The sequence below is a fragment of the Acinetobacter sp. UBA5934 genome (assembly GCF_002430855.1).
Lineage (GTDB): Bacteria > Pseudomonadota > Gammaproteobacteria > Pseudomonadales > Moraxellaceae > Acinetobacter.
In genome coordinates, this window is record NZ_DJDC01000170.1 from 1 (window position 1) to 22,014 (window position 22,014).

The 22,014-nt window shown below is 43.0% G+C and carries 19 protein-coding genes and 1 pseudogene; 9 read left to right on the forward strand and 11 right to left on the reverse strand.

What is annotated here, in order from left to right; genetic code table 11:
- Both B2Y23_RS12360 and omp38 read right to left on the reverse strand, forming a co-directional pair.
- On the reverse strand, positions 1-275 hold a 275-nt coding region (locus B2Y23_RS12360), incomplete at its 3' end, for a cysteine peptidase family C39 domain-containing protein (protein ID WP_291371108.1).
- A gap of 103 nt (positions 276-378) precedes the next feature.
- Entirely contained in the window at positions 379-1,437 is a 1,059-nt protein-coding gene (omp38, locus tag B2Y23_RS12365; RefSeq protein WP_291371110.1) for an outer membrane protein Omp38, read from the reverse strand.
- A gap of 374 nt (positions 1,438-1,811) precedes the next feature.
- Between omp38 and B2Y23_RS12370 the strand changes: the two genes are divergently transcribed.
- From B2Y23_RS12370 to B2Y23_RS12380, 3 genes are all read left to right on the forward strand, one after another.
- Positions 1,812-2,333: a GspH/FimT family pseudopilin gene (locus tag B2Y23_RS12370; protein WP_291356660.1), complete on the forward strand. Its 522-nt coding sequence runs from the start codon at positions 1,812-1,814 to the stop codon at positions 2,331-2,333.
- 114 nt (positions 2,334-2,447) lie between these two features.
- Positions 2,448-3,623, forward strand: a complete 1,176-nt coding sequence (locus B2Y23_RS12375) for a thiolase family protein (protein ID WP_291356662.1) — start codon at positions 2,448-2,450, stop codon at positions 3,621-3,623.
- Positions 3,624-3,857: 234 nt separating this feature from the next.
- Positions 3,858-4,307, forward strand: coding sequence for a VOC family protein (locus B2Y23_RS12380; RefSeq protein ID WP_291356664.1), 450 nt, complete (start codon positions 3,858-3,860; stop codon positions 4,305-4,307).
- Positions 4,308-4,368: 61 nt separating this feature from the next.
- On the opposite strand, the gene B2Y23_RS12385 is transcribed toward B2Y23_RS12380, so the two are convergent.
- The 5 genes from B2Y23_RS12385 to B2Y23_RS12405 all read right to left on the reverse strand — a co-directional run bounded on the left by B2Y23_RS12385 (position 4,369) and on the right by B2Y23_RS12405 (position 11,854).
- Positions 4,369-4,854, reverse strand: a complete 486-nt coding sequence (locus B2Y23_RS12385) for a DUF934 domain-containing protein (protein ID WP_291356666.1) — start codon at positions 4,852-4,854, stop codon at positions 4,369-4,371.
- Positions 4,847-6,490, reverse strand: a complete 1,644-nt coding sequence (locus tag B2Y23_RS12390; protein WP_291371112.1) for a nitrite/sulfite reductase — start codon at positions 6,488-6,490, stop codon at positions 4,847-4,849. Before B2Y23_RS12390 ends, B2Y23_RS12385 begins: the two co-directional genes overlap by 8 nt.
- 282 nt (positions 6,491-6,772) lie before the next feature.
- Complete coding sequence (locus B2Y23_RS12395; RefSeq protein WP_291371114.1) at positions 6,773-9,175, reverse strand: glucose/quinate/shikimate family membrane-bound PQQ-dependent dehydrogenase; 2,403 nt, start codon at positions 9,173-9,175, stop codon at positions 6,773-6,775.
- Positions 9,176-9,336: 161 nt separating this feature from the next.
- The gene (locus tag B2Y23_RS12400) at positions 9,337-10,581 is read right to left on the reverse strand and encodes a carbohydrate porin (RefSeq protein WP_291356672.1); all 1,245 of its coding nucleotides are present in this window, start codon (positions 10,579-10,581) and stop codon (positions 9,337-9,339) included.
- Between the two features lie 154 nt (positions 10,582-10,735).
- Positions 10,736-11,854, reverse strand: a complete 1,119-nt coding sequence (locus tag B2Y23_RS12405) for a CaiB/BaiF CoA transferase family protein (protein WP_291356674.1) — start codon at positions 11,852-11,854, stop codon at positions 10,736-10,738.
- A 217-nt stretch (positions 11,855-12,071) separates the two neighbouring features.
- Between B2Y23_RS12405 and B2Y23_RS12410 the strand changes: the two genes are divergently transcribed.
- The 4 genes from B2Y23_RS12410 to B2Y23_RS12425 all read left to right on the forward strand — a co-directional run bounded on the left by B2Y23_RS12410 (position 12,072) and on the right by B2Y23_RS12425 (position 17,065).
- Positions 12,072-13,082 (forward strand): AraC family transcriptional regulator, encoded by a 1,011-nt coding sequence (locus tag B2Y23_RS12410; protein WP_291356676.1) that lies wholly within the window; start codon positions 12,072-12,074, stop codon positions 13,080-13,082.
- Between the two features lie 165 nt (positions 13,083-13,247).
- The gene (locus B2Y23_RS12415) at positions 13,248-14,453 is read left to right on the forward strand and encodes an acetyl-CoA C-acetyltransferase (RefSeq protein WP_291356678.1); all 1,206 of its coding nucleotides are present in this window, start codon (positions 13,248-13,250) and stop codon (positions 14,451-14,453) included.
- 11 nt (positions 14,454-14,464) lie between these two features.
- Entirely contained in the window at positions 14,465-16,600 is a 2,136-nt protein-coding gene (locus tag B2Y23_RS12420) for a 3-hydroxyacyl-CoA dehydrogenase NAD-binding domain-containing protein (RefSeq protein WP_291356680.1), read from the forward strand.
- A 189-nt stretch (positions 16,601-16,789) separates the two neighbouring features.
- On the forward strand, positions 16,790-17,065 hold the full coding sequence (locus B2Y23_RS12425) for a hypothetical protein (protein WP_291371116.1): 276 nt from the start codon (positions 16,790-16,792) through the stop codon (positions 17,063-17,065).
- 66 nt (positions 17,066-17,131) lie between these two features.
- On the opposite strand, the gene B2Y23_RS12430 is transcribed toward B2Y23_RS12425, so the two are convergent.
- Positions 17,132-17,557, reverse strand: a complete 426-nt coding sequence (locus tag B2Y23_RS12430; protein ID WP_291371118.1) for a GNAT family N-acetyltransferase — start codon at positions 17,555-17,557, stop codon at positions 17,132-17,134.
- Between the two features lie 53 nt (positions 17,558-17,610).
- Positions 17,611-18,834, reverse strand: a complete 1,224-nt coding sequence (locus B2Y23_RS12435) for a class I SAM-dependent methyltransferase (protein WP_291371120.1) — start codon at positions 18,832-18,834, stop codon at positions 17,611-17,613.
- 103 nt (positions 18,835-18,937) lie between these two features.
- Here B2Y23_RS12435 and trhA point away from each other — a divergent pair, with 103 nt between their 5' ends.
- Together trhA and B2Y23_RS12445 are read left to right on the forward strand one after the other, a co-directional pair.
- A complete protein-coding gene (trhA, locus tag B2Y23_RS12440; protein WP_291371122.1) occupies positions 18,938-19,579 on the forward strand; it encodes a PAQR family membrane homeostasis protein TrhA in 642 nt (213 codons plus the stop codon).
- A gap of 143 nt (positions 19,580-19,722) precedes the next feature.
- Positions 19,723-21,039, forward strand: a complete 1,317-nt coding sequence (locus B2Y23_RS12445; RefSeq protein ID WP_291356689.1) for an MFS transporter — start codon at positions 19,723-19,725, stop codon at positions 21,037-21,039.
- A gap of 53 nt (positions 21,040-21,092) precedes the next feature.
- On the opposite strand, the gene B2Y23_RS12450 is transcribed toward B2Y23_RS12445, so the two are convergent.
- Together B2Y23_RS12450 and B2Y23_RS12455 are read right to left on the reverse strand one after the other, a co-directional pair.
- Positions 21,093-21,437 carry a hypothetical protein gene (locus B2Y23_RS12450; protein WP_291356691.1) on the reverse strand — a complete coding sequence of 115 codons (345 nt, stop codon included), beginning with the start codon at positions 21,435-21,437 and terminating at the stop codon, positions 21,093-21,095.
- Positions 21,438-21,526: 89 nt separating this feature from the next.
- A pseudogene (locus B2Y23_RS12455) lies at positions 21,527-22,014 on the reverse strand (phosphohydrolase); the annotation flags it as partial.

The window sequence follows — 22,014 nt, forward strand, 5'->3', positions numbered from 1 at the left end:
GGCACTTTGAGTTCTTGTGCTTTTTGATAAAACTGGATTTCAAGCGGCTGTTTATCGGGATCAGTTTCTGTAAAAAACTCAACATCGAGTCCCAATGTTTTGAGGGCAACAGCGAGCGCAATACTTGAAGTTCCCATCTCATCATTATGTTGTGTCAATTGCACTAGATCAGGAATATGCAGATCCACTCCATAATGATGAAAAATCATCCAGATCGCATAAATACCACTATTAGCTTCCAGACTTTGTAAGTCTTCAGGGAGTTCTATTCTCATGCTTTAACTCAAAATCAGTTTCGAGCAGCAAGTGTATGCAAAAAACAGCCATAAAAAAAGCGACTCAAAGAGTCGCTTTTTTTAATCAGTGTTCAATAACGAATTATTGAGCAACTGGTTGTTCAGCTAGAACAGTACGGCTACCAGTGATTGTCGCGAATACACGACGGTTCATAGCACGACCTTCTTTAGTGTTGTTGTCAGCAATCGGTTGATCCCAAGCGAAACCTTGAGTAGACAAACGAGCTGGATCTACATTGTATTCATTTACAAGTGAAGATTTAACAGAGTTAGCACGAGCTAAAGATAAACGTTCGTTCAATGCACGTGGACCAGTGTTATCTGTGTGACCTTCGATGCGAGCAGTAGCGTTTGGATATTCAACTAACTTCTCAGCAACTTTAGCGATTTCTGGTTTGTATTGGTCTTTGATGTTTGATTTGTTTGTATCAAAGAACACACGAAGTTCCATGTTAAGGTCTTCAGTCAACTCTTGTGGAGCTGGTTGAACTGGAGCTACAGGCTCAACTGGAGCGACTTCTACTACAGGGGCAGCAGGCTTCAAGTGACCGCCAAGAACTACGTTAAGACCAGCTAAAGCTGTATAGTTCCAGAAATCTTCATCGACGTTATAAGTAGCACGAGCTTCAGTACGTAGCGATAAAGCATCGTTTAAGCGCCAGAAAGCACCTAGACCAGCGTTACCCAAAGTACCTTCTTCTTCAAGACCACGACCTACACGGCCAACAGTATTGTCAAATTCATATTTATAGTGACCAGCACCTAATAATACGTAAGGTTTGATTTTGCTGTCATAATTTTTAGTGATCAAATCAGAAGTAGCATAGAAGTTACCATTGATTTGAGTTTGCTTGTATTCAGAACCTGCAGGAACGCCAAGGCCTTCTACATCACCTTTCACTTGGTTATATTCAGCTTCAAAGCCTAACCATGGAGTTAATTCAACACCCAGTGCTGCACCAACGAATAAATCGTCTTGAATTTCAGGAGCACTTGTTAAATCACCTTTATCACCCGCATTGTTGTGTTGAGTGTCTTGGAAAGTGTAACCAAGCATTAATGGAGTAACAGTTACGCCAGCGTTAGCAGCTGCTAAAGGTGCAGCAACGAGCATTGCTAAAGCAATACGACTCATTTTCATGGATTTATCCTCCAGAGATAACAATTGTTGTTCAAGCTCAAGCCTAGAATTTGACTATTTCTGAGATAGGCTTTCTTTTACCCCAGTTTTATTCTTAAGCTATTCACAGTGAATCATACAAACACTTTATTTTTTTTCCAAGTGCTTGATAATTTTAATCAAGTAAATTATTGACAAAATTACTTACAATTTCCGTTGTAATTCGGTAATTTTTTACTCAATTTATTCTTATGAATAGCTTATTGTCACTTGCAAATTATTTTAACAGCTTTCTTAAAAGTTAAGTAATAAATATTACCAACAAAAAACAATTAAAAAACAAAATATTAATAACACAAATAATTAAAAAAAAATATCTTACAGGATCACTTTAAATGCTTTTTCAACAAAAAAATGGTTTTACATTAATTGAGCTAATTGTCACTTTGGCTATTTTTGCAATTCTGGCTACCATTGCTTTGCCTTATTTTCAAGAAATGAAAGCTAAACAGGAAGTCAACGACACCACAAACAAACTGATTTCAACAATTCATTTAGCCAAAACTCAAGCTGCTCTTTATCATACCAATGTAGTACTGTGCCCAAGTCAAAATAAGGTGAATTGTCAAACAAACCAATGGACTGCCGGTTTACTTGTTTTCCTGGATAGCAATAAAAATAGACAAATTGATACAGGCGAAAAAATAATTTATACAGAATCAACCAATTTAAAATATGGGCATTTAGACTGGAGAGGGACTTTAAGTGTTCCCAGCTTAACTTTTCAAGCCGAAAATGGTCTTCCTATAGGTTCAAATGGCAGCTTTTATTACTGTTCAATATTGTCCGATCATCACAAAAAACTGGTTCTTAGTGCAATGGGGCATATGCGGATAGAAAACCTGTCTATCTGCTAAAAACTTATCAGTCTAAAGACGTAGTCTCCTCCCTCTTTATTCCGGCTCATTTTTCAATATACTGCTTAAGCTTGGAAAATAATTCCCTAAAAAGTAAATCTCGGAGAAAGAACAATGACAGACATCGTAATTGTAAATGGTGCACGTACCGCTATGGGCGGATTTCAAGGTAGCTTAGCCAGCGTAACAGCACCGGAACTTGGCGCAGCATCAATCAAGGAAGCGATTGCCCGTGCAGGCTTACAACCTACTGATGTCGAAGAAGTCATTATGGGCTGTGTTTTGCCTGCCGGCTTAAAACAGGGACCCGCACGTCAAGCGATGCGTAAAGCGGGGCTACCTGATTCAACAGGCGCAGTTACTATTAATAAGTTATGTGGTTCTGGGATGAAAGCCGTCATGCAAGCGGCTGACATGATTAAAGCCGGTTCTGCTGACATTGTGGTTGCGGGTGGCATGGAATCGATGACCAATGCACCGTATGTATTACCTAAAGCGCGCGGTGGCTTTCGCATGGGCCATGGTGAAATTAAAGACCATATGTTCTTGGATGGTTTGGAAGATGCAGAGACTGGTCGCTTGATGGGTTCTTTTGCGCAAGATATGGCAAATACACGTGGCTACACCCGTGAACAAATGGATGCCTTTGCAATTCGTTCATTAGAGCGCGCACAAAAAGCGGTGAATCAAGGCTACTTTGCCGATGAAATCGTGCCAGTTACGGTTTCTACTCGCAAAGGTGATGTCGTTGTTGATAAAGATGAACAACCCTTCAATGCCAATATCGACAAGATTCCAACCTTACGCCCTGCATTTGCTAAAGATGGCACCATTACTGCTGCCAATGCCAGCTCAATCTCAGATGGTGCCTCTGCCCTTGTGCTTACCTCAGGTGAAAATGCAGCAGCAAAAGGCTTAAAACCATTGGCTAAAATTGTCGCTTATGCTTCAAATTCACAACATCCTTCAGAATTTACCATTGCTCCAGTCGGTGCCATCCAAAAAGTGCTAAATAAAACCGGTTGGGATGCACAGGACGTCGATCTATGGGAAATTAACGAAGCTTTTGCCATGGTGACCATGTGCCCAATGGATGACTTCAAGCTTGATCCTGAAAAAGTAAATATCAACGGTGGTGCATGTGCACTCGGTCATCCTGTCGGTTCTACCGGTTCGCGTATTATCCTGACCTTGATCCATGCATTAAAACGCACAGGTGGCAAAAAAGGGATTGCTGCACTCTGTATTGGTGGTGGTGAAGCGACTGCTGTGGCGATTGAATTGCTTTAAAAGAAATCTCCCTATAGTAAAGGTAAAGCAGTATTACTGTGCAAGAGATAGATTGATACATTGCTATAATTGAAAAATAATCCTCCCCTAGCCCCTCCTTTACAAAAGGAGGGGAAATTATAAATCCCTCCACATGCAGGGATTTTTTATTCTTACATTTTCTTATATTTTTATTCTCAAAATTTAGTTAAGCCTGTTAAATTAGAACCATAAAAACAACAACAAAGGTGCGCTATGCAACTCAATCATTATCTTAATTTTCAGGGTGAAACCGAAGCAGCTTTTAATTTTTATAAATCTGTTTTTGGTGGTGAATTTTCAACTCTTACCCGTTATGGTGAAATGCCCTCTGAACAAGGCAAAACACTTTCTGAAACCGATAAAAATCTTATTCTGCATGTATCATTACCAATTAATGCATTTATGGAGTTAATGGGATCTGATACCAGCACTCAATTCTGTGCGCAAAACAATGCTGCGCTCAATAAAGGGAATAACCACTATATTTCAATTAATTTGCATGCCCATGAACAAGATAAAGCTAAACGCTTATTTGATGCTTTATCGGTGAATGCACAAATTGAAATGCCTTTAGAAAAGACATTCTGGGGTGCGCTCTACGGTGCACTTACCGATCAGTTTGGGATTAAATGGATGGTGAATTGTCAGCTTGAAGCCATGTAAATGTTCCAAACTTAAAAAGCCTCCATATGGAGGCTTTTTAACTTGAGCTTAATCAATGAGATTAAGCACCTGTTTGATAATGTGCCTGTGCAACCGCAGTCGATGCTTGGTACGGGTTTTTGAAATCATTCAAACCGGCAGCGGCTTCCTGAATATCTTTACCTTCTTTAATTACGAAAGTATCAAAACCAGAACGCTTCATGTAGTTCAACACATCTTTGAATACATCACCGGTGGCACAAAGTTCGCCCTGGAAACCTTGACGGCGAAGAAGGGCCGCAAATGAATAACCACGACCATCGTTAAAGCCAGCAAATTCAATAAAGATCGCATCCAACTGGTCAAGCGGAAATTCATGTGTTTCAGGAGATGCATCAACAGTTAAGTAAAGTGCTTTTTTACCTGAAACATTGGTGATTTGATCTAATTGCTCAACAGTTAAAACCACATCACCTTGTGGCAATACGCCATCTTCACCAATCAATTGATAGGTATTGTCTGCAATCGTGCCATCTTTAGAGAGCACTTGTAGTGCGGTATTAAGCATATGCACGCTCCTTGAAGGGTTGAATGCCGACACGGCGGTAAGTATCAATGAACTCTTCACCATCTTGACGTAAATCAAGATAGGTATTCAAAATTTCTTCGATAATGTCAGGTACCACTTCAGCTGCAAATGATGGGCCAAGAATGTCACCGATCGATGCATCATGGTCTGCATTACCACCCAAAGTAATCTGGTAGAACTCGGCACCTTTTTTATCGACACCCAAGATACCAATATTACCGACATGGTGGTGACCGCAGGCATTCATGCAACCTGAGATATTCAGATCCAGTTTACCCAAGTTATAGATGGTATCCAGGTCATCAAAACGGCGTGAAATCGCTTCTGAAATCGGAATTGATTTCGCATTCGCCAATGAGCAGAAGTCACCGCCCGGGCAGCAGATGATGTCGGTCAAGAACCCGATATGCGCACGTGCAAGGTTGTGCTGGTCTAGGATCTGCCACAATTCAAACAGATCTTTTTGCGGTACATCCACCAATGCAATATTTTGTTCGTGGGTGGTACGGAACTCGCCGAAGGTGTACTTGTCTGCCAAATCAGCAATCAGGTTCATCTCTTCAACGGTCATATCACCCGGTGCAATACCAGCACGTTTCAGAGAAATCGTGACAATACGATAACCTTGCACTTTATGTGCATTGGTGTTGATATTAAACCATTGCTTGAACTTTGGATGCGCTGCAAACTGTTCAGTGAAATCTTCATCGGCATAATCTTGGTAAGCAAATGGTGTGAAGTTCTCATCCATTTTTGCCAAGGTGTCAGCATCGATTTTCAGTGTTTTCACAGTATGTGCAAATTCAGCTTCAACTTTTTCTGCAAATATTGCTGGAGTCAACGCTTTTACTAAAATCTTGATACGTGCTTTATATTTGTTATCACGACGACCGTGCAAGTTATACACACGAAGGACTGCTTCCAAATACGCAATCAAATCTTCACGTGGCAAGAATTCACGGATAAAGCTACCAATCACTGGGGTACGACCTAAACCACCACCCACTTTGATTTTATAGCCCATCTCACCTGCTTCATTACGCACGATGTAAACACCAATATCGTGGAATGAAGTTGCCGCACGGTCGGTTTCTTCTAATGCAGAAACCGCAATTTTGAACTTACGTGGCAAGAAGGCAAATTCTGGGTGGAAAGTTGACCACTGACGGATCAATTCACAGGTCGGACGTGGATCGGCCACTTCACCAGCAACCACACCTGCATACTGGTCAGTGGTGGTGTTACGAATACAGTTCCCAGAGGTCTGGATGGCATGCATTTGCACAGATGCCAACTCTTGCAACATGTCTGGTACATTTTCTAGTGCAGGCCAGTTAAACTGAATATTTTGACGTGTTGATACGTGCGCATAGCCACGGTCATAGTCTTTGGCTAATTCCGCAATTTTACGCAGTTGTTTAGAATTCATCAGACCATAAGGTACTGCAATACGCAACATTGGCGCATAACGTTGTACATAAAGGCCGTTTTGCAGACGAAGCGGACGGTATTCATCTTCCGTCAATTTACCCGCTAAATAACGTTCCGTTTGGTCACGGAACTGTGCAACACGTTCATTGATCAGTTGCTGATCGAAATCAGTATATAAATACATGGCGTACAGCTAGTAGTTTCTATTATATCGCCGGCAAGGATAACGAGATTAAAACTATCAATAAAATGCTTTTTATACATATTTCATAGCGGTTTTATTGATAAGCATGTCAAGCTTTTGCTTATTCGCGAGTTACAGACGAATTGTGCTCCTTTTATTGCAATTAATCTTATTTTCATTTGTTTAGCACTTTTTCTGATATTCCTTTCGTTTTCATTAATTTTATATGGATATAAAAAAGCCTGACGAATCAGGCTTTTTTACACAGAGCAATAGACTCAATTATTTTTTGTCTGGCAGTGCATAAGCAACCACAGAGTCACCCATTTTGGTACCAAACGAACCATGACCACCCGCCATGATCACAACGTATTGTTTACCATTGGCTTCATAAGTCATAGGAGTAGCTTGACCACCCGCAGGAAGACGACCTTTCCATAGCTCATCACCGTTAGTTACGTTGATTGCACGGATGTAGTTATCTTGAGTACCGCCCACAAACATGACATTACCTGCAGTTGAGATAGAACCACCCAACATTGGCACCCCCATTTTGAATGGCGGTAATGGAATACCCGGCATACTGTCACGAATAGTACCAATACGGCGTTTCCAAGCCACTTCATGCGTATTTAAATCGACACCCGCCACGAAGCCCCAAGAAGGTTGTTTACACGGTAGGCCGAATGGCGACAAGAAGGCACTGATTTCAACACCATAAGGCACGCCATACATCGGTTGAACACCCGCTTCCGTACCCGCACCTTTGGCAGTTTGCTTACGGTTTGGATCTTCAGGAATCAGTCTAGATACAAATGGCAAGCCAATTGGGTTCATGACTGCAATTTGACGGTCCGGGTTCACCGACATACCACCCCATTCGAACACACCCAAGTTACCCGGGAACACCAAAGTACCATTTTCAGATGGTGGCGTATAAATGCCATCGTAGTTCAATTTCTTGAAAGATACACGGCACATTAACTGGTCAAACATTGTGGCACCCCACATCTGCTTATCAGTCAATTTGTCTTTTGGCGCCATGTCAAAATCAGAGAACGGTTGCGTTGGTGAATAACGTTCGCCTTTGGTTTGCGGACCACGTTTCACTGTTTGTGGAACCGGTTTCTCGGTAATCGGAACAATTGCCTCACCTGTACGGCGGTCTAAAACAAAGGCATTCCCTGTTTTAGTCAACACATAAATCGCAGGGACAATCTTACCCGATTTATCTTTGATATCAGTCAAAGTCGGTTGAGATGGTACGTCCATATCCCACAGGTCATGATGGGTAGTCTGGAAATTCCACACCAATTTACCCGTAGTTGCATTCAATGCAAGCATCGAGTTTGCATAACGCTCATCTAACTCGGTACGGTGGCCGCCATAAATATCCGGCGTACCAACACCCGTTGGAACATAGACAATGTCTAATTCCGCATCATAGGCTAAAGGTGCCCAGGCGTTTGGAGAGTTGTGAACGAATTTTTGACCTGGAGCAGGAATCGCATTTGGATCTTCAGCACCGGTATCAAATACCCAAAGAAGTTCACCGGTATTGACGTCATAACCACGGATCACACCCGATGGTTCTTCAGTCGAATAGTTGTCGGTTGTTGAACCTGCAATGATAATGGTGGTACCGGTAATTACAGGAGGTGAAGTTGGAATATAACCTCCTGGATACGGGAATGGCATGTCTTTTTGCAGATCAACTTGACCATTTTTACCGAAGTCAGAACATGGTTTACCTGTATTTGGATTTACCGCAACCAGACGACCATCATTCACCGGCAGAATTACTTTCTGTGGACATTCAGCAGAGCTAGATTTTTTAGCTGCCAAACTCGCTTCAAAACCAGCAGTATTGTTTACGTCATAATAAGACACGCCACGACAGGTTAAATGCTGATAAGTATTATCTGCTTTAAGAACCGGATCGTAAGTCCATTTTGCCTTACCTGTTGCAGGATCAAGTGCTGTCAATTTCTGATGGGTAGTACACATGTACATGTTGTTACCCACTTTAATTGGCGTGACCTGATTGGTGGTTTCACCTGAGTCATTTTCAGTTTTAAACTCACCAGTATGGTATTCCCAAGCCAGCTCCAGATCTTTTACGTTTTCAGAGTTAATTTGTTTTAACGGAGAATAACGTAAACCTGACTGAGTACGGCCATAAGCAGGCCAGTCTTCATCGGCCACACCCGGAATCGCTTTATGCGCTGCAGGCTGTTGAGTTTTTAACTCACCACGAATTTCCTGTGGATCGTTAAAGATTGAGTAAATCATCACCAAAATAGTGATGACCAAAGAACCGCCTAAAGCAAGCTTGGCAGTTTTCGCATTATCAAAACCGCGAGTAACTGTAGGAATCAGCAATGCCAGACCAAAGAGACCTAAAATATCTAGACGTGGCGCTAATGCGAAGAAGTCAGAACCGACTTCCCATAGGCCCCAGATCACGGTTCCTAATACAAATGCAGCATAGACGAAAAGAGCTGCGCTCTTACGTTTTTGCAATAAAACTGCGGTCGCAATAAAGAGAATACCTGCAATGATGTAGTACCAAGACCCACCAAGCACTGCAAGATAAATCCCGCCGAGCAGCAGTACTAAACCGAAAATGGCAGCAAGCACCGCCAAAACCGTTTTCAGTACTGAACCTGAAGACGAAGTATTCATATTGAACACCTATAAAAAATTGGTTGAAAGCTCATAGGACGCACCTATGAGCACCATAATTTGAGTTCTTAGTTATAAATACATCCACGCTGTAAGCGCTTTTATCAATGCATAAAATTGCTCAAGCTTTCAACAGTGTATTTGCAACTAAAAACTTGAGATTAGAACGAGGTATTAAATTTAATACCGCCGACCCATGCATTTTCGCCATTTTTATATGCGCCAACATGATGAACATATTGCACATTTGGACGGATGGTTAACCAGTTGGTTGCATGGATACCGTAATAAATTTCAGCATCATATTCTTCGTTCTGTAGACCACGGGCGTCTACATTATTATTGGTGATGTTTGCAGCATTGACATCATCATTGATATTGATCCGGGCGACACCGATCGCGATCTCATCTTGAGGACGGGAATCCATTAAGCCTTTATAGACCAAACCAATATTTTGCATGTCGCTGACTTTGTTTGTGTCGCTATCATGTACAGTTAAGTTTACAAAGCCACTCAAGCCACGTGATGCATCACCTTGATGAGCCGTTAGTTGCTGTTTGGCAACCACCCAACCACCTTGTTTGTGGTCAGTTTTAGTCGCATCTGTAATTTCTGCAGCATCAACAGTGCTGTAGTAATAACCGGCACGGTATTCACCCGGAAGTTTTGCCGCACCGAGTTTTGGTGTCCACACCACTTCAGCAGGAATCATTGCACCTTTAGAGCCATCGGTACTTAAATTGAAACCTTTGCCACGTTCCAGATTTTCAGGGTTATATTCATATGCACCGACTTGTGCATAGACTTCTGGAGTGACGTTATACTTGAACCGTGCAGCCCATTGGCTCACCGGCCAGTTAAACCACTGGTCACCGACCCAGTTCCCGACTTGAGAACCACACAGTGCCAAGTTCTGGAAATCACAATCGAAGCTGTTGAAATCTTCACCTTCACCAAAACGACCGACTTTGACATCTAACTTCTGGTCCAGGAATTTTTTCTTGATCCAGAAATCAGTTAAACGCCAGGTTTGACCACGGCCCCATACTTCTTGTACAGAACTGAGATGACTATTTAAGGCATCTGAAGTATTCGACAAATTACGACCATTACGCTCAGTCACGGTAATTTGAGCTTCAGTATCTTGCCAGCCTAAAATTTTGTTTAAATCGAAATGAGCACCGATTGCAAACTGATCTGCATATTCAGTGCCACCATTAGAATGATGGTCTGAGTCCAGTAAAGTGGCAACTTCACCGGTATAACCCAAACTAAAGTCATAACCTTTTTGCTGTAATGCTGTACGTTGACCGTTCCAGTCGCCAAACATCCACTGACTTTGTGAGTCAAAAGCTTCAGCTGCATGTGCAGTATGGAATGCACAGCTTAAAGATATTAGGCTCACGCTAAAACCGAACGTGCTACATAATTTCTTCACAGTAGATTACCCGTATATCATTTTGTAATACATATATAGTACTCTTGTTTATTATGTAACTTTTAGTACAATTTGTTAATCTATTGTTTTATATATTAATATTTTTTAATATCTATTAAACTTACCAATCTCCGGCGCCTAAATTCTGTCCGATATATAGATATTTTGTCTTAGAACGCGAAAATTTGATCGGACAGGCCAGCTGTGTTTCGGTCTGTTGACTGTCGGGATGTAGCGGTACTTCTACCGTCCATTGGCGCTGTTTGGCCAAAGTAGAATCCAAGGCCTCATCCAGATTTAAAACCGGCTCTACACATACGTCCTGCTGCGCAAACAGCATTTTCCATTCTGCAAAAGTTCGACTTTTAATTTTTTCCCGCAGCGCCTGTTTCACGCTTTGCTGATCTTCTAGGTTAAATGAAGCCCCTTTTTCACCCAGTATGGGAAGATCTAAAATTTGCGCCAATCTGGTCATAAACTGTGGTTCCAGACTTCCAATCGATAAATAACGACCATCCTGAGTCTGATAATAGTCATAAAAGCTGCCGCCATTTAAATGCGACTGTTCCGGAAATTGTTTGGTATTTCCTGCCAATGTTGCAGCTGCAGCCATATTATTTAAAGTGGCCACACAATCCGTCATCGAAATATCAATATATTGTCCTAAACCGCTTTGCTCACGCTCAACCACGGCAGCCAAAATACCAATCACAGCATGTAAGGAGCCTCCGGCAACATCGGCCACCTGAATACCCAAGGCTGGCGGTCCACCTTCCTGGCGGCCACTATGTCCTGCAATTCCAGACAAAGCCAGATAGTTGATGTCATGCCCGGCTTTATCTTTATAACTTCCGGTTTGGCCATAGCCGGTAATGGAACAATAAATCAGTCGAGGGTTTAGTGCGCTCAGTGTTGCATAATCTAGACCCAGGCGCTGCATCACCCCAGGTCTGAACTGCTCAACCACAATATCGTATTCATTAATTTTCTTTTTAATCAGTTCGATATTCTGTGCATCTTTTAAATCCAGCGCGATCGACTGTTTATTGCGGTTCAAATAATTGTGTGCTGTTGCCTGCCCATTGGCATAAGGCGGTAATAACCGGATCAGATCCGGACGGGTTGGCGATTCAATATGAATCACTTCTGCACCGAGGTCCGCCAGATACAAAGTGGCAAATGGACCGGGAAGTAAAGTGGAAAAATCAAGTACTTTTAATCCTTTTAAAGCCGTAGTCATATCCGGTTTTTCTCTTTTTCTATTGATTTAATATGCATATTAGAAATATAAAACTAACAAAACAATGTCATGTTCAGCCATTTACCTTGATCATTTCGGCAATTTAAGATGTAAATAAGGTAAAACAACTATTGTAAATTGCCACCCAAACATTTTTTAGCGTCATTTAGGTCAACTGCAAGTGAATACAAAAGAGAAAGAGACTGAAGGATTTAACATGAGTCGCGATACGATCAGTATCCACTTCGTCAATGCGGCTCTAACCGGCGTAAAACGTCTTGGCATGGACGTCGAAACTTTATTGTCACATGTGGGCATTGAAGCGGAATTATTACGTCAGCCTAAAGCGCGTATTTCTCCTGAACAATACACCCGATTTATTAAGATGTTATGGATGGTGACCCAGGACGAACATGTCGGCTTTGATGTACAGCCACGTCGTTTGGGCACTTTTGCCATTATGTGTCAGTTGATTATTCACGCGAAAACGCTAGGAGATGCCTTAGAGCTTTCTTCACAGTTTTATAAACTGTTTGGCGATGAATGGTCGGTGACTTTAGAACGTGACAAACACGAAGCACGTCTGGTTCCCCTCATTCCAAAAAGCATGGATCCCGATCATTTCATTACCGAAAGCATGCTGATGATCTGGCACGGTTTGGCCTCCTGGCTCATCGAACGCCGTATTCCGCTAGAACGGGTTCATTTTGGCTATCCACGTCCAGCACATGCCGATGAATACGATGCCTTGTTCTTTGCGCCGGTGATGCAATTCGATGCGCCACGTACCGAAATTACCTTTGCTGCAGATTATCTGGATTTACCGCTGCGTCAAAATGAAGATACGCTGGAAGAATTCCTGAAAGCTGCGCCTGCACAGTTGCTGGTTAAATTCAAAAACACCAACTCGCTTACCTCACGTATTCGTGAAGTTTTAAAGAGCCAGATTGGTGAGGAAATGCCAACCTTAAATGATGTGGCATCAATGTTATACCTTTCTCCGCAAACCTTACGTCGCCGCCTGGCTGCGGAAGGCAAAAGCTATCAGGGTGTGAAAGATGCCTTGCGCCGTGATGCGGCCATTCACCTGTTGCTGAATCCTGGTTTGACCTTGGAAGATGTCGCACAGCAGGTCGGCTTTAGTGAAACCAGTACCTTCCACCGTGCCTTCAAAAAATGGACCGGGGTAACACCAGGTTTATATCGTCAGCTGCATGGTTATCATTGATCATCCACTCACTTTTAGTTTCTCTCTATGCCCAGATTTCGATCTGGGTTTTTTTATTGACCAAAAACATCATCTGACCTGATCCGTTCTCGTCATTGCACTTCAAAAATTAATCATTACACTCAAAAAAGGATAAAAATTTTAAAGTCATAAAAGGGAAATGCTATGAGCGAGGCCTATATCATTGATGCCATTCGCACACCACGCGGAAAAGGGAAAAAAGACGGTTCACTGCATGCGGTGAAACCGATTAGCTTACTGACTGGATTGCTGAATGAACTTCAGGTTCGCCATCAGCTCGATACCTCTAAAGTTGATGACATCGTGTTGGGTTGTGTCACCCCGATTGGCGACCAAGGAGCCGACATTGCCAAAACCGCAGCCATCGCCGCAGGTTGGGACAATGACGTGGCTGGTGTGCAGATCAACCGCTTTTGTGCATCAGGCCTCGAAGCCGTGAACCTGGCCGCACAAAAAGTCCGTTCAGGCTGGGAAGATGTTGTGGTTGCCGGCGGTGTTGAATCCATGTCGCGTGTGCCAATGGGTTCAGATGGCGGACCCTGGGCACTGGATCCTGAAACCAATATGGCTTGTGAATTTATTCCGCAAGGGATTGGTGCCGACCTAATTGCCACCATTGATGGCTATAGTCGTGCCGATGTTGATGCCTTTGCTGCCGATTCACAGAAAAAAGCCGCTGCCGCTCAAGCCAACGGCTATTTCAACAAATCAGTTGTGCCGGTAAAAGATAAAGCCGGTGTGGTGATTTTGGATAAAGATGAATTTATTAAACCGACTACTACGGCAGAAGGTCTAGGCAAACTCAATCCAAGTTTTGCCATGATGGGACAGATGGGCTTCGATGCTATTGCCCTGCAAAAATATCCTGAAGTAGGAGCTGTGAATCACGTACATCACGCAGGCAATTCTTCCGGCATCGTTGATGGTGCAGCGGTTGTTCTGGTGGCTTCAGAAAAAGCAGTCAAGGAACAAGGTTTAAAACCGCGTGCCAAAGTATTATCGACTGCACTGGTAGGTACCGATCCGACCATCATGTTGACCGGCCCTGCTCCTGCTGCACGTAAAGCTTTGGAAAAAGCCGGTCTAAGCATTGATGATATTGACCTGTTTGAAGTAAACGAAGCCTTTGCTGCCGTGGTGATGCGTTTCATTACTGAGCTCAATATTGACCCTGCCAAAGTCAATGTGAACGGCGGTGCAATCGCGATGGGACATCCACTCGGTGCAACCGGTGCCATGATCTTGGGCACACTTTTGGATGAATTAGAGCGTCAAGGTAAAAAACGTGGTCTTGCAACGCTTTGTGTCGGTGGCGGTATGGGCATCGCGACCATTATTGAATTGGTATAAGGAGAAAAATAATGAGTGCAATTCAATTTGAAAAAAATGCCGACAATATCGTGATTCTCACTTTAGATTCTCCAAACCAGTCTGCCAATACCATGAATGCAGATTTCCGCAACGCCTTAACGGAAACTGTGGAAAAGCTCAAAGCCGATGAAAATATCGCAGGAATTATTTTCCGTTCCGCGAAAAAAACCTTCTTTGCAGGCGGTGATCTGGATGAGCTGATTCAAGCTACCCCTGAACATGCCACTGAATTCTTCAACATGATTGAAGAGATGAAAGCCAAGCTACGTTATATCGAAACCCGCGGCATTCCAGTCGTTGCAGCCTTGAATGGCACGGCACTGGGTGGCGGTTGGGAACTGGCTTTGTGCTGTCATCACCGTATTGCGCTGAATGATGCCAAAGCCAAATTTGGTTTGCCTGAAGTGACGCTTGGTTTATTGCCTGGCGGTGGCGGTATCGTACGGATGGTACGGTTACTTGGTTTGCAAAATGCATTTCCTTTACTGATGGAAGGCAAACAATTTGGTGTCGATAAAGCCAAATCATTAGGGCTGATTCACGACACGGCAGATTCAGAACAGGAACTTTTGGACAAAGCCATTGCCTGGGTCAAAGCCAATCCGCAGTCTGTACAACCATTTGATGTTAAAGGCTATAAAATTCCGGGCGGCACCCCTTCCTCCCCACAAGTTGCTCAAGTATTGGCGATTGCCCCTGCTATGCTGCGTGACAAGACCAAAGGCTGTTACCCTGCGCCTGAAGCGATTATGGCGGCAGCGGTCGAAGGTGCTCAGGTCGATGTCGATACCGCGCTGACCATTGAATCACGTTACTTTACCTATCTGGCCACCGGACAAATTTCCAAAAACATGATTGGAACCTTCTGGCATGGTTTAAATGCGATTAAAGCTGGTGCCAGCCGTCCTAAAGATATTGCCAAATGGAAAGCCACTAAAGTTGGTATTTTAGGTGCCGGGATGATGGGTGCAGGCATTGCTTATGCCACAGTATCTAAAGGCATTCAGGTTATTTTAAAAGATGTGTCTCTCGAGGCAGCCGAAAAAGGCAAAGCCTACAGCCAAAAGTTGCTGGATAAAAAAGTCTCTCAAGGTCGCCTGAGTACAGAAAAACGTGATCAGATGTTGAGTCTGATTACCGCAACAGCGAATGCGGCAGATTTACAAGGCTGTGAGCTGATGATTGAAGCCGTGTTTGAAAGTCCCGAGCTGAAAGCCAAAGTCACGCAAGAAGCCGAAAGCTATCTGGTTGATGGCGGTGTGATGGCATCTAATACCTCGACCTTGCCGATTACAACTTTGGCACAGGCCTCTAAAAATGATCAGAACTTTATAGGTCTGCATTTCTTTAGCCCGGTTGATAAAATGCAGCTGGTTGAAATCATCAAAGGAAAAAATACATCAAGTGAAACCCTAGCCAAGGCCTATGATTTTGTACAGCAAATTGGCAAAACCCCGATTGTGGTGAATGACAGTCGCGGCTTCTTTACCAGTCGCGTGTTTGGCACTTTTGTTCAGGAAGGCCTGCGTTTACTGGCTGAAGGAGTTCATCCTGCCAAAATTGAAATGGCCGCACTGAAAGCCGGTATGCCGGTTGGGCCTCTTGCCATTCAGGATGAAGTCTCTCTGACCTTATCTGAACATGTCGCGACTGAAACACGTAAAGCCCTGCAAGCTGAAGGTAAAGAGCTACCACACTCAGGCGCCGACGATGTGATTCAAACCATGATTCACGAGTTTAACCGTAAAGGTAAGGCTGCAGGTGCAGGTTTCTATGACTATCCTGAAGGTGGTAAAAAACAGCTTTGGGAAGGTCTGAATCACTGGAAAAAAGACAATGCGATTTCTGAACAGGAAATGATTGACCGCTTTCTGTTTGTGCAATCTTTAGATACTTTGCGCTGCCTGGAAGAAGGTGTGCTGGAATCGGTGGTCGATGGCAATGTCGGCTCGATTTTCGGGATTGGTTTTGCTCCTTGGACCGGTGGAGCACTGCAGTTCCTCAATCAATATGGTTTGGAAAAAGCATTACTTCGCGCGAATACCCTTGAAACAAAATACGGTGAACGTTTTAAAGCCCCACAGCGATTAAAAGACAAAGTACAGGCAGGTGAAAAAATCCTTTAATTCTTTGCTTGTATAAGAAATATTTTCAACCACTACCACTTGAAGCGGTAGTGGCTTTTTATTCCCCTAATTTAAATAAGTTTTTATCTGCCTTAAACATCTCATTTCGACCTCTTTTTGTACTTTTTATGCTATAAAAGCCTATTGATAAATTGTTAATGCTTCTTTTCGTGGCAAGGTTTGTTCTATATGTCTAAAGATTCGAATCCATCTCCTTCAAGTAAAGCTGGCTGGAAAGCTGTCGCATTGGCCATTTTTATTGGTCTGGTTTTCTTGGGCTTTTTCTATATGGCGGTGACCAATGAACCTGACTATATGCCAAGTCAAAAACGAAAGCAGGCACAAAGTACTCAGCAAACTGCTGCTCCTGCAGCATCAGAACCGAGCGCTGCCGAAATGAATATGAGCGAAGAAGAACATGCCCAGATGGCTGATCATCATGCATCTGCTGCACACGGTCATTAAGCTGAACTCAGCATAAAAAAGCGAGATTTCATATCTCGCTTTTTTATGTTCAGAACATTTTGAGGCTTAGGATAAGCACATTTGCATATCAATATGTGGAATGCCGCAATCCAGGTATTCATCGCCTTGCGCAACAAAACCCAACCCTGCGTAAAACTGAATGGCATGCACCTGTGAAGACAGTTTCAGGAACTGACGCTGCTGTTTTTTTGCCTGTTCGATGATCTGTAGCATCAGTAATTTTCCAATGCCTAAACCACGATGCGACTGAAGCACCGCTACCCGTCCGATACTGTTATTCTGCAATAATCGTGCAGTCGCAACCGGATAAGTTTGGTCATAAACCACAAAATGCAATGCCACAGCATCCTGCTCATCCCATTCATCTTCTACAGGAATGTTTTGCTCCTGTATAAACACCTGCTCACGAATCAGTTTGGCATCCTGTTGCAATGTATTCCAACTGCCTGAACGTATCGTTAATTCTGTCATCGAAATATCTTCTTCCTAAAAAGCAGTTTTAACACTGCTTTATCTCTTTAGCATTAACACTTACAGCCAATATCCTGCTGATCCCACTGATCATTTAGCAACAATTCCAGAGAATGCTTTTGAATACCATACATCTGTTTTAACGCCTGAATCTGTGCTAAAACCTGCTGATCCGGTGCCTGATAATCCTTGCGCTTGGTGGCCAAAATCATTTTGTTTTTACTGGTATGCTCTAGGGCCACAAATTCAAACACCTTGGTTTCATAACCATAAGCTTTCAGCAATAAAGCACGAACGGTATCGGTCAACATTTCGGCCTGCTGTCCGGCATGAATACCGAATTGCAGCATCGGTTTCAGCACTTCGGGACTTTTTAATTGTGGACGCAATTCTTTATGACAACACGGCGCGCACATGATCATTTGGGCATTTAAGCGGATACCGGTATGAATGGCAAAGTCAGTTGCCACATCACAGGCATGCAAGGCAATCATCACATCCAGATGTTCAGGTTGATAGGTACGCACATCGCCCTGGAAAAAATCCAGTTGCTGAAAATCGGATCGCTGCGCAACGCCCTGACAGAACTCCACCATTTTCGGATTAAGCTCTACACCTGTAACGAAAGGAGCGTGACCGTGTTTGGCCAGATAGTCATATAAAGCAAAGGTCAAATAGCCTTTGCCTGAACCAAAATCAACCACACGTAACGCATGATCGTGCTGGTTAATCTGATCCAGAGCGCCGGAAAAAATTTCCACAAATTTATTAATCTGTTTCCATTTGCGCGCCATGCTCGGAATAATCTGCGCTTTAGCATCAGTAATACCCAGCGGTTGTAAAAAGTAGCTGTCCTGATCGACATAACGATGCTTGGCACGGTCATGTCCTTGCTGGGTCTCTGCCTGAGTCACTGTCGCGTTCGCCTTTTTACTGCTGCTCAACATGGCTTTCTTCTTGTTTTTTTTCAGTTGCACCTCTTCACTCGCGGTAAATAAATTCGCCTGTTTAGATTGAGTCAACAGAGACTGCACCAATGACACCGCTTCAGCTAAAGGGTAATTTTTAGTGACATCCTGAGTCTTGTAACGATACAGGCAACTAAGCATAGGTTGATTTTGTAATGAAATGACTCTTAAGGTCATTTTCTCCAAATCCTCAAGTTCACCTTTATACTGGCTAATAATCATTCGATCAAAACTATGTGTTTCAATGGCTTGCTGAAAGGCATCTAAGAATTTTTGTTCCTGAATAGAAGGAGAAGCCGCTTGAGACATACAAATCACTCGAATAAATTAAGTTCTCAGTTTAAAACTTCTTACTTTAAAGGTAAAACTGCATTACTATACAAGTGTATTTTTTAATTATAGAAAATCAATAATGACAACTCCTCAAATGCAGACCTACGATCCACATGAAGAAAAAATAAATGCGATCAGTCATGCACTTGGCGCACTCCTTGCGCTTATTGCCAGTATTTTCATGCTGATCAAAGGCAGTGATTTACCGCTCGGGCAATTTATTGGCTTATGTGTTTATGCGCTGAGTATGATTTTACTCTTTTCGGCATCCAGCCTATATCATTATGCCGAATCGCCACAACGTCGCGGCTGGTACAAAAAACTCGACCATACTGCCATTTATTACCTGATTGCGGGAACCTATACCCCGTTCCTGTCCATCGCCCTGCCTACGGCTAAAGCGCAGTATTTGTTGATTGCACTCTGGCTGATTGCGCTTATTGGTACACTATTCAAGTTAGTTTTCATTCATCGATTTCAGAAAATTTCTCTGATCGCCTATTTGGTCATGGGATGGCTGGCTTTACTGGTCATGGATGATATGCAACGCTTTTTAAGTGCTCAAGCTTTAACCTATTTGATTATTGGCGGGCTTTCTTACACCATTGGTGCATTGTTTTATGCCTTAAAAAGAGTAAGATATACCCACGCTATCTGGCACATTTTTGTATTGATAGGTGCAGGATCACATTTTCTGTCTATCTATCTTTACGTGATTTAACCCTCTCATTCTTCATTTCAGTGACCCTGAGCGAGTCGAGTAGAGAAGGTTCTTCGTTGTTTTTTTAAGAAATTACGCCTTTTTTAAAAAGATTACGCTTTTAAAATTAAGCTTTTTTATTTTTAGTAAGTGTAAGGTCATCCATGGCGTCTTCAGATTCTATTGCTGCTACTACAGAAGTAGCTACAAATTCAAAATTCCGCGTACTAACGGCGAGTCTTGTTGGTACCACAATCGAATTCTTCGATTTTTATATTTATGCCACTGCGGCAGTCATTATTTTTCCGTACTTGTTCTTCCCGGCCAGTACCGATCCAATGACAGCAACCATTCAATCGCTGGCAACTTTTGCGATTGCCTTCATTGCCCGCCCGATTGGCGCGGCACTGTTTGGGCATCTGGGTGACCGGATTGGCCGTAAAGCCACATTGGTTGCGGCACTACTCACCATGGGTCTTTCAACCGTATGTATCGGTTTATTACCTACCTATGCTCATATCGGTATTGCAGCACCCTTATTGCTTGCGCTTTGCCGTTTGGGTCAAGGTTTGGGTTTAGGCGGTGAATGGTCTGGTGCGGTTCTACTTGCCACGGAAAATGCTCCGGAAGGTAAACGTGCCTGGTACGGTATGTTTCCGCAACTGGGTGCACCAATCGGCTTTATCCTGGCTACAGGTTCGTTCCTGACCCTGGGTGCATTCATGTCTGAAGCAGACTTTATGCAATGGGGCTGGCGCATTCCGTTTATTTCAAGTGCTTTACTGGTCATTATGGGTTTATGGATTCGTTTAAAACTCCATGAAACACCAGCGTTCCAAAAAGTATTGGACAAGCAAAAAGAAGTTAATATTCCATTTAAAGAAGTGACCACCAAACATTGGCGTATGCTGATTTTAGGTACGATTGCGGCAATCTGTACGTTCGTGGTGTTCTACCTGACTACAGTATTTGCATTGCAATGGGGTACCAAACAGCTCGGCTATAGTCGTGAACAATTCTTGCAGTTGCAACTGGTTGCTACCTTATGTTTTGCTGCATTTATTCCACTTTCTGCCGTGTTTGCGGAAAAGTTTGGTCGTAAAACCACTTCTATTGCCGTGTGTATTGTATCGGCCATTTTCGGTCTGTTCTTTGCCGATATGCTGGAATCAGGCAGCACGCTCGTGGTGTTCTTATTCCTGTGTATTGGTTTAGCCATTATGGGCTTAACTTATGGTCCTATCGGTACTGTACTGTCTGAAATTTTTCCGACTTCAGTTCGTTATACCGGTTCAGCATTAACCTTTAACCTTGCAGGTATTTTTGGTGCCTCTTTTGCTCCATTAATTGCAACCAAGCTTGCGACCACGTATGGTTTATATGCGGTAGGTTATTACTTAACTGCTGCATCGATTCTTTCACTGCTTGCCTTCCTGGCCATCCGTGAAACCAAAAATGATGATGTAAACAACCAGGTTTAATCTCATACCCGAATAAAAAAACCAGCGTTATCTACGCTGGTTTTTTTTGCAGTTTAAACTTGCTCATCACTTAAAATTTGTTGATAGATTTCTTCAAATTTGCTTCGCTCGCCACCTGCATTGTAATAACTCGAAATAATGTAACTGACCAATTGCCGGTATCTTTCCGTCCCATACAAATGATCCAACAAAGCTTCTACATACTGTTCATTAAAGCCAACATCACTCAGCAATTGCTGGAACTTTTGATAAAACCTGCTGGCAAATTCCGGAGTATTGACCACATCACTTTCTGCTTGCAGAAAAGCATGTTCTAAAGCAATCAAACCCATTTCCAGCTGGGATGCTTGCATAGCAGTTAAATCAAAAAATTGTCCCACTTCCTGCGAAAAAGACATCTGCTTCTCCTCATTCTTGTGTTATTCATCGCTATCATTTTAGCGCATGTCGAATATAGGACAACTGAATAATGACGATTTAAAAGTATTTAAATCAGCTCAATAATATCAATGGTTGGCGGTACGCGAAAACGAAAGGGTACACCGACCATTCCTGTGCCAACCGTTACAAATACATCGGCATTTTCATGCTGGTACAAGCCTTTTTTATGTCCAAGAATGGATACTTTTTTCATAATGTAGTTGGTCAGCCAAGGCAGTTCCACCTGTCCGCCATGGGTATGTCCCGACAGCATCAGAGGACGGGTCGGTAATTGCGGTACCATATCCACCGTATCGGGGTTATGCGATAAAATCACCCAGGGTTTGTCTTGCGGCAAATCCGGCATATAACGCATATCGGTTTTTCCGGCCCACAAATCCCCAACACCCAGCAATCTGAATTCATCAAATTCAACAATCTGCCCCTCAATATCAATCACGTTATTGACTTTTAACGCATGCCGCAACAGGTTTAAAATCGGCGGTCCGGGATACTGTTCATCATGATTGCCATTCACCGAATAAACCGGTGCAT

Bases quoted from the DNA above. Each gene is read 5' to 3' on its own strand.
- omp38 (WP_291371110.1), bottom strand. From the start codon at position 1,437: ATGAAAATGAGTCGTATTGCTTTAGCAATGCTCGTTGCTGCACCTTTA.
- B2Y23_RS12370 (WP_291356660.1), top strand. From the start codon at position 1,812: ATGCTTTTTCAACAAAAAAATGGTTTTACATTAATTGAGCTAATTGTC.
- B2Y23_RS12375 (WP_291356662.1), top strand. From the start codon at position 2,448: ATGACAGACATCGTAATTGTAAATGGTGCACGTACCGCTATGGGCGGA.
- B2Y23_RS12380 (WP_291356664.1), top strand. From the start codon at position 3,858: ATGCAACTCAATCATTATCTTAATTTTCAGGGTGAAACCGAAGCAGCT.
- B2Y23_RS12385 (WP_291356666.1), bottom strand. From the start codon at position 4,854: ATGCTTAATACCGCACTACAAGTGCTCTCTAAAGATGGCACGATTGCA.
- B2Y23_RS12390 (WP_291371112.1), bottom strand. From the start codon at position 6,490: ATGTATTTATATACTGATTTCGATCAGCAACTGATCAATGAACGTGTT.
- B2Y23_RS12395 (WP_291371114.1), bottom strand. From the start codon at position 9,175: ATGAATACTTCGTCTTCAGGTTCAGTACTGAAAACGGTTTTGGCGGTG.
- B2Y23_RS12405 (WP_291356674.1), bottom strand. From the start codon at position 11,854: ATGACTACGGCTTTAAAAGGATTAAAAGTACTTGATTTTTCCACTTTA.
- B2Y23_RS12410 (WP_291356676.1), top strand. From the start codon at position 12,072: ATGAGTCGCGATACGATCAGTATCCACTTCGTCAATGCGGCTCTAACC.
- B2Y23_RS12415 (WP_291356678.1), top strand. From the start codon at position 13,248: ATGAGCGAGGCCTATATCATTGATGCCATTCGCACACCACGCGGAAAA.
- B2Y23_RS12420 (WP_291356680.1), top strand. From the start codon at position 14,465: ATGAGTGCAATTCAATTTGAAAAAAATGCCGACAATATCGTGATTCTC.
- B2Y23_RS12425 (WP_291371116.1), top strand. From the start codon at position 16,790: ATGTCTAAAGATTCGAATCCATCTCCTTCAAGTAAAGCTGGCTGGAAA.
- B2Y23_RS12430 (WP_291371118.1), bottom strand. From the start codon at position 17,557: ATGACAGAATTAACGATACGTTCAGGCAGTTGGAATACATTGCAACAG.
- B2Y23_RS12435 (WP_291371120.1), bottom strand. From the start codon at position 18,834: ATGTCTCAAGCGGCTTCTCCTTCTATTCAGGAACAAAAATTCTTAGAT.
- trhA (WP_291371122.1), top strand. From the start codon at position 18,938: ATGACAACTCCTCAAATGCAGACCTACGATCCACATGAAGAAAAAATA.
- B2Y23_RS12445 (WP_291356689.1), top strand. From the start codon at position 19,723: ATGGCGTCTTCAGATTCTATTGCTGCTACTACAGAAGTAGCTACAAAT.
- B2Y23_RS12450 (WP_291356691.1), bottom strand. From the start codon at position 21,437: ATGTCTTTTTCGCAGGAAGTGGGACAATTTTTTGATTTAACTGCTATG.